General features: G+C 44.0%; 6 protein-coding genes. 4 read left to right on the top strand and 2 right to left on the bottom strand.

Annotated elements, in window-relative coordinates:
* The 4 genes from HJW02_RS05795 to HJW02_RS05775 all read left to right on the top strand — a co-directional run.
* Nucleotides 1-2,774, top strand: a 2,774-nt coding sequence (locus HJW02_RS05795; protein ID WP_208050612.1) for an RHS repeat protein, incomplete at its 5' end; no start/stop codon positions are given.
* Between the two features lie 441 nt (nucleotides 2,775-3,215).
* Nucleotides 3,216-3,518, top strand: a complete 303-nt coding sequence (locus tag HJW02_RS05790) for a hypothetical protein (protein WP_102721534.1) — start codon at nucleotides 3,216-3,218, stop codon at nucleotides 3,516-3,518.
* A gap of 902 nt (nucleotides 3,519-4,420) precedes the next feature.
* Entirely contained in the window at nucleotides 4,421-4,876 is a 456-nt protein-coding gene (locus HJW02_RS05780; protein WP_146018223.1) for a hypothetical protein, read from the top strand.
* Between the two features lie 130 nt (nucleotides 4,877-5,006).
* Nucleotides 5,007-5,432: a hypothetical protein gene (locus HJW02_RS05775; RefSeq protein WP_146018224.1), complete on the top strand. Its 426-nt coding sequence runs from the start codon at nucleotides 5,007-5,009 to the stop codon at nucleotides 5,430-5,432.
* 298 nt (nucleotides 5,433-5,730) lie between these two features.
* Here HJW02_RS05775 and HJW02_RS05770 read toward each other — a convergent pair whose 3' ends face one another.
* Complete coding sequence (locus HJW02_RS05770; protein ID WP_022396309.1) at nucleotides 5,731-6,519, bottom strand: ATP-binding cassette domain-containing protein; 789 nt, start codon at nucleotides 6,517-6,519, stop codon at nucleotides 5,731-5,733.
* Nucleotides 6,520-6,724: 205 nt separating this feature from the next.
* On the bottom strand, nucleotides 6,725-7,150 hold the full coding sequence (locus tag HJW02_RS05765; RefSeq protein WP_102733187.1) for a hypothetical protein: 426 nt from the start codon (nucleotides 7,148-7,150) through the stop codon (nucleotides 6,725-6,727).
* Between the last annotated feature and the right edge of the window lie 19 nt (nucleotides 7,151-7,169).

Below are 7,169 nucleotides of genomic sequence, written 5' to 3'. Positions count from 1 at the left end.
TTTCCCTGCTCGATCCCCTCCTGGAAAGCAAGACCATTTCCACGGACGTCTACGGCCAGCAGAGCATCCAGTGGACGGAGTATACCGCTCCTACCAAACGCACCCGGTTCAGCCGCATTCCCACTTCGGATATTATAGCCGAGTCTCTTGTCGTAGACGGCTTTACCGTAAGCCAGACCGACCACTCCGGAATCTGTTCCATCCAGCGGCGTTCCTGCACCTCTACAGGGGTGATTCTGGAAAAAACCGATGGTCGCGGCAACACCATTATGGAGGAAACGGATCTTGCAGGACGCCCGGTTAAGACTACTGGTCCTGCGGGCCATGTCACCACCACCAGCTACTCGTCCTGCTGTGACCATCCTGCCTGCATCACCGACGCTTTGGGAGGAACAACCTGTTATTCCTATGACATCCGCGGCAGAAAGACGGCCGAATATGGCACCGTCATTCAGCCGGCCTGCTTCGCCTACGACGAAGCCGACCGCATGGTGGCCCTGACTACCTTCCGTGCAAACGAAGGCGACATCACTTCCGATCCTTCCGGCCAAACCGACGGAGATACCACCATCTGGCTCTATGACGAGGCCACGGGGCTGGAATTGAAAAAGACTTATGCCGACGGTTCCTGTGTTTCCAAAACCTATGACGAGCTCAACCGTCAGGAGACACTTGTCAAAGCCAGGGGGCTTGTCACAACGTATAAGTATGCTCCCTTTACAGGAGAACTCGTCTCCGCCTCCCACAATGACGCTACTCCCGGATGGAAGTTCACCTACAACCACCTCGGACAAATGACCTCCATCCGGGACGCCTCGGGTATCAGGGAATGCTCCTACGATGCTTATGGCCGCATGATTCAGGACACTTCCTTTGGACAGGTAGAAAGTTCTCTTCAAGAAGAATACGATGCCCAGGGGCGTTCCAACGGATACCGCCTGATGCTCGGCACACGCACCGTGCAGCACTCCCATCTTGACTACGATTCCAAAGGCGGCATGATTGGGATGAATCTGGAAGGACTGAAGTCTTCTTTTACCTGGCGGTACGATCAAACCACCGGCTTCCTCCACCATCTCACCTACCCCAACGGCATGGTCCGCCAAAACACCTACCATCCCACACTGAACATTGTAACCGCCATCGGTTACAGGAAGGAAGCGGACGGCGAATTGGCGGTCAGCCACGAATACGACTATGACGCGCTGATGCGGCCCGTCCAGCGGCGGGATTGCTGGGACAGCACTACTGCTGAAGTAGTAAGAGATTTTACCTACAACAGCCGCAGTGAACTGCTGGAAGACCGCATCAGCCGGGGAGGATGCTTCAGCTACCAATACGACAACATCGGCAACCGCAAAACCGCCCGGGAACTGGAGGAAGACCTCTCCTACGAATCCAACCGGCTCAACCAGTACACGGATATTGCCGGGGGGAAAGAAGATTTTACCCCCGTTTACGACGCCGACGGCAACCAGACCCGCATCAGGACCTCAACGGGCATCTGGGAAGTCTCCTACGACGCCAATGACCGCCCCGTCGTCTTCACCAGCCAGGATGGCAGAACGTCCATTACCTGCGGCTACGACTACCGGGGACGGCGCTTTGAGAAGAAAGTGGTCATCAATGGGGCAGTATCCAGCCACTCCCGGTTCCTGTACCGGGATTATCTGCAGGTAGCCGAACTGGATTTGATGCAGCCTGAGCCTATGCTTATAAAGAGCTACCTGTTGGATCCAACGGAACCGACGGCAACGCGCATCCTGATGATGACATGCTGGCAGGAAAACGGAATAAAAGTAAAAGAGCATCTCTACTTCATGCACGATGCCTTGAAGAACGTTACTTCCATTTTTGACGGACAACAGACGAGAAGAGCTCGTTACGAGTATGCTCCTTTTGGTAGCCTTCTCACCGCTAAGGAAGACATGGCTCAAGAGAACAAGTTCAGGTTTTCCTGCGAGTATGCAGATGACGAATTGGGGCTTGTCTACTACAATTACCGCCACCTCAATCCCACAGACGGCAGGTGGATCAACCGCGATCCCATCCAGGAACAGGGAGGTTGGAATTTGTACTCATTTATTAATAATAGTATTAATATAGAAGCGGATTTATTAGGATTGAGCTCCATTGAATGGGAATTAGGAGATGTTAAAGAAATTGTGACAAAGAAATATAATCTTTCTTTTAGTGATCCTGGTCATGATGAAATCATAGACAATTTTATTATTAATGGACTCGGTCCTAATGGAAGAGCTGTATTTGCAGCAGTTATGGGATTTGTTAGTTTAAGATATTGGAATATTGATATAATGAAAATTTATACTCATTTTTTGGCAGGAAGAGGAACTGATTATACATATGATCCTAATAAAATACCCAAAAAACCAGAGATGTATGCTGTTAGAAAAGCCATTGCTTTTGTGAAGGCAGATCCTAAAAATAGATGCAATAAGAATATTAGAATGAAAAATTGGTCTCTGGCCCATTCCAAAGAAAATGATATGCTATATATTTTAGGAGATTATAGTTATATTGTTGGAGGTATTGTTGATAATAAATTTAATTTTAAATATTCATTGTACATATATGATATATATGATTTTGATTTTCGATCTTTAGAAGGAACATGGAAAGAAAAAATGGCTAAGTGTTTTAGAAATGTAGCTTGTTTTGTTTCCGGTAAAATACCTGAATTTCAATTCAATTCTAAGAATTTTATTATCAAAGGTGTAAAACAAGATGAATATAATCCATCATCAAATAAATGAATACAAAAAATGTTATAACCTGGTTCGTTCCTATTATTTTATTTATAATTAATATATGTGTCACATATATTCTGCCACAATTTTATAATAAAAATAATGATAGGCAATTAGGATATTTGATTTTCTATTTAATTTTAGTTATTTTAATTTTTCTATTTTGCTGGATATATTCTCTCTTCTTAAATAGAAAAAATCTACTGATATTTTTTGTTATTTCTATTTTTTACTTCTTTTTTATATGTATAATGTTTTTATTAATTTTTCCGTTTCTTTAAAATTATATTGATATTTTAATAATATTATCAATTCGAGGTTTAATGTCTTTAAACCCTTCGAAAAGCTACAACTTTCCGAAGGGTTTTTTGTAAATTTGTATTAGATAGTTGTAATGGTTGTATATATTGTTTAAGCTAGGTCTTCCTCACTAATAGGTGGCGGAATATGAGTCAGGGGATTGACGGGGTGCAAACCGTTTATACTTACGAAGCAGTCACTGAATACGGAGCCCTCCATGAAGTGACAGAAACCTTGCAGGCGAACGGAAGCATCGTTCCGGGACAAAGCACCCGAAACATAGAGTGCATCGCTGAAAACGGCACGACTTCCAGAAGCGAACAGTATGTTCACACCGGAGAGGACTGGTCGCTGATTGTCTCGGAGGACTGCGAATATGACGACGAAGGGCAACGGGCGCATCAGCACGACGGAATGGATGTGCTGCGGCCCGTTGAGGGAAACCGGTAAAAACGGTACCGTGACCGGCTACGGTTACGGCTACAACTTGGCCAAGCAGCTGGTGGAGACCATTCGCTCGGCCACCGAAACACCCCCGAAACGATTACTTCCTACAGCTATGATTCAGCGGGAAGAAAGGTATCAACACGCCGAGACGTGAGTCAAATAAGCACTGTCCGGGACGCCTCCGGCATCAGGGAATGCTCCTACGATTCCTACGGCCACATGACCAAGACACTTCCTTTGGAACCGTGGAAAGCTCCATTCAGGAACAGAGAGGGTGGAATTTGTATGCATTTATTAGGAATAGAATTAACATAGAAGTGGATTTATTAGGTACAATACCCCCCTACAATGGAGGTGCCTCTGGCATCGTTGAAGTTCCTATTCCACAATCTTCTATAATAGAGAGCAACTAAATAACATTAAATTATATTGCTTATCCTGGAAAGCAAAAAAAAGATAAAGGATTTGAAGAAGTCAAAAAGCGATTAGAAAGAAAAGGCCCGGTTTATGAGACATTTTCTCCAGATGGTTTTAATCCCAGTGAACACTGTTGTTGTGGAAAATGTGTAAAAAAATTGCTTATTGTGATACACGGGACAGATATGTCCTATGGAACTAATCAGAATGTACGCGCTGAGTGGAGAGAAGCTGGACTGATGGAAACTCGAACGAGGCAGCAAATATCAGATGTATTCAAAAATGTAAAAATTCCCTTTTGTGAAAAATGTGAAGTAGAGTTACGCTCATGTTATTTGGGACAAAATGACGCGCTACGGACATCATTACAGAGTATGTTTCCTTGTGAAATTGTATTATATGGCACGCCTGTATTTGGATATGGAGCTATTTATGGATTTCAGTATCTATATCAAAAACTATTCAATTAGAATTATTTTCTTTTATAAATGAATGCAAAAAAAATCATATTCCTTCTATTTGTTTTAATTTCTTTTATTTTATTATATTATTATATTGACGTTTTAAACAATAGAGAAAGTGCAAAGAGTCTTAAAAGATTTTTCGATGTTTCTTCTTTAGAAAAAATAAAGAGCAAATATACACAAGTTGAAACTCTCGCGGTAGATGGATCTTCTTATACGAGTATTTGTATACCAAGTACCCAAAAAGTATTACCAAATGGTATTATCCTTATTAAAATGCCTTCGGGGAAAACGAGAGTATTTTACGGAGGTTATTATTTTCAACATTGTTTTCTACATAGCTTAGCACAGTACGCAAAAATAATAATTGAAGAAGATCCGGAATATATAATTGAACAAAAGAAAATATTAAATTTTGAAAACGCCATGGAAGTTTCTTTAGATATTTTCACTAAAAATAGTCATTTTTCGGAATTATAGAGTTCCAATTATTATGGGATTAATTTTAAAATAGAAAAAATTCTTATGAAAATCAGATTGATCACTTTCAGAATATCCTCAATAAATATCATTTGATTTTTCAGAATTTCAATTATATTCACGAAAATATGTGGAAAATCTGATGAAAAGAAGCGGCATTTCAGATCTTGATCTACACCAGCTGATAAGTATCGTTGAATGGTGGGAAAATGATTCCCTTGATATAGACAGCAATCAGCATGTATTATTTGTATTTAAAGAATACTGGTCAGACATACTGGTTACAGACAAAAATATCAACGAAATCAACAAACGACTTTCAGACATGAGTCAAATATGCGGATATGAAATTAAAATAACTTTAGAATTCCATGTCGAATTTACGAACCGCATCATCTATCCTGAACAATTTTACGGCGACCATTATTACAGGCCTAAATACAATAAAATCCTCCATTCCATTCTAAAAATAATTGGCATCAACATACCTTTGGAACCCATGCAACATTCCCGTTTTTTCCAAAACAATAACGCTGGACCGGACATATCATTATAGTAGTGGAAATATGACCCAATCCCCACTTAACCATTTTAACCTTTAATTGTCATGATATTCTAGTTAAAAAAGAATATGCCTTATTACCTAATGACGAATAAAAATGAGAGTAATGTAAAATTCTCAAATTACTGACCAGGATTTTATGACTACACCGAACTTTCTTTATCTGCCATTTGGTGATGCAGGACAGTCTGAGCACTTCCCTTTTGCTGATCGTTGGAAAGGAGATAGATGGAACGAGCATATTCATTGACAGGAATCCCTCCCCCCCCCCCTTCTTTTTTCTTCCATTCACCTACAGCCGCGGCACTGCGGCAAGCAACGCCTGCGTGTACTCGTGGGAGGGGGAGGAAAAAACTTCGTCCGCCTCCCCGTATTCCACGATGCGGCCCTTGCGCATCACGGCAATACGGTCCGCAATGTAATGAACCACGGACAAATCATGGGAAATGAAGATCATGGTCAGATTCAAGTCGCGGGCCAGAGCGATGAGAAGGTTCAAAATCTGGGACTGGATGGAGACGTCCAGCGCAGAAACGGGTTCATCCGCAATGACCAGCCGGGGTTCCGGAGCCAAGGCACGCGCGATGGCTACGCGCTGGCGCTGGCCTCCGGAAAATTCATGGGGATACTTGCGCATCAGGGAGGGATTCAGGCCCACCCTTTCCATCAGTTCCGCCACCTCGTCCCTCATCTGTGAGAAAGATCTTTTGCGGCTGCGGCATTCCAACGCCTCCTTCAACGTCGCATACACCGTGAAACGGGGATTCAGGGAAGCGTAGGGGTCCTGGAAAATCATTTGAAAATCCGGACGGCGCTTCCTGACCTCGGAGGCGGAAAGAGCCGTCAGTTCCTCTCCTTCTAGAAAAATGCGTCCCTCCGTAGGCTTCTGGAGCAGCATTACCGTGCGGGACAGAGTGGACTTGCCACAGCCGGACTCCCCTACCAGCCCAAGGATTTCTCCTTTCTCCACGGACAGGGACACCCCGTCCACCGCCACCACAGACGCCGGTTTGCGGGAGGAGAGCAGTCCCTGCACCGCAGGAAAGACAACGCTCACATGATCCAGTTCCAGAAAAGCCATGCCATCACTCTAACAAGCCTCCTGAGGCAAAACAAGACCCCAACCGTGCCAGCTCCGCCAATATCAAGACATCCATGCGCATCTCCCATTCATGCCTGCCCCAAAAAACACTGGGGCCGGCCTGAAGAATACGCAGGAAAAATCTAGCCTGTTTTTACTACCGCCGCGTCCTGTACCAATAGATGCCCTTCTACCGAAAACAACTTTACTTCTCCTTCTCATCTTTGCCGCAGGATGAACGGACAAGGAAGGAAAGAAGAGCTGCCCCGGCATCTCCAAGGAGAGCCGCTATTCCGGAAAAAACCGGACCAAAAATGATAATCAGCCCCGACTGGGCATCGCGCATATCTTCCGGAGTCACCCGGGACCAAAAGAGTTCATAGTAACACACGAGGCCGATAACAACAAAAGAAGTTGTTTCCCATTTCCACCGTCTATTGGTCTTTTTGAAGAACCACAACACCGCAAGGAAATACCAAGGCCCCCACACAAGGCCAAAGACATTCCTCAACACAAGAGCGCTCCAGAAACCAGCTACCACGGTGGAGGCAATAATCAGCAGCAGGACCGGATCTTTTCTTCCCCGCACATTTTGATGACCCATATCCGGACTCCCGGTTTCTCCATGCATATGGTTTATGAATAAATCT

The sequence above is a fragment of the Akkermansia sp. GGCC_0220 genome (assembly GCF_017566105.1).
Lineage (GTDB): Bacteria > Verrucomicrobiota > Verrucomicrobiia > Verrucomicrobiales > Akkermansiaceae > Akkermansia > Akkermansia massiliensis.
The sequence above is the reverse complement of the archived record's forward strand: the minus strand, read 5'-3'. Positions and strand labels throughout refer to the sequence as shown.

What these genes read in the sequence shown, in the direction of transcription:
- HJW02_RS05790 (WP_102721534.1), top strand. Translation starts at nt 3,216, where the DNA reads ATGAGTCAGGGGATTGACGGGGTGCAAACCGTTTATACTTACGAAGCA.
- HJW02_RS05780 (WP_146018223.1), top strand. Translation starts at nt 4,421, where the DNA reads ATGAATGCAAAAAAAATCATATTCCTTCTATTTGTTTTAATTTCTTTT.
- HJW02_RS05770 (WP_022396309.1), bottom strand. Translation starts at nt 6,519, where the DNA reads ATGGCTTTTCTGGAACTGGATCATGTGAGCGTTGTCTTTCCTGCGGTG.
- HJW02_RS05765 (WP_102733187.1), bottom strand. Translation starts at nt 7,150, where the DNA reads ATGCATGGAGAAACCGGGAGTCCGGATATGGGTCATCAAAATGTGCGG.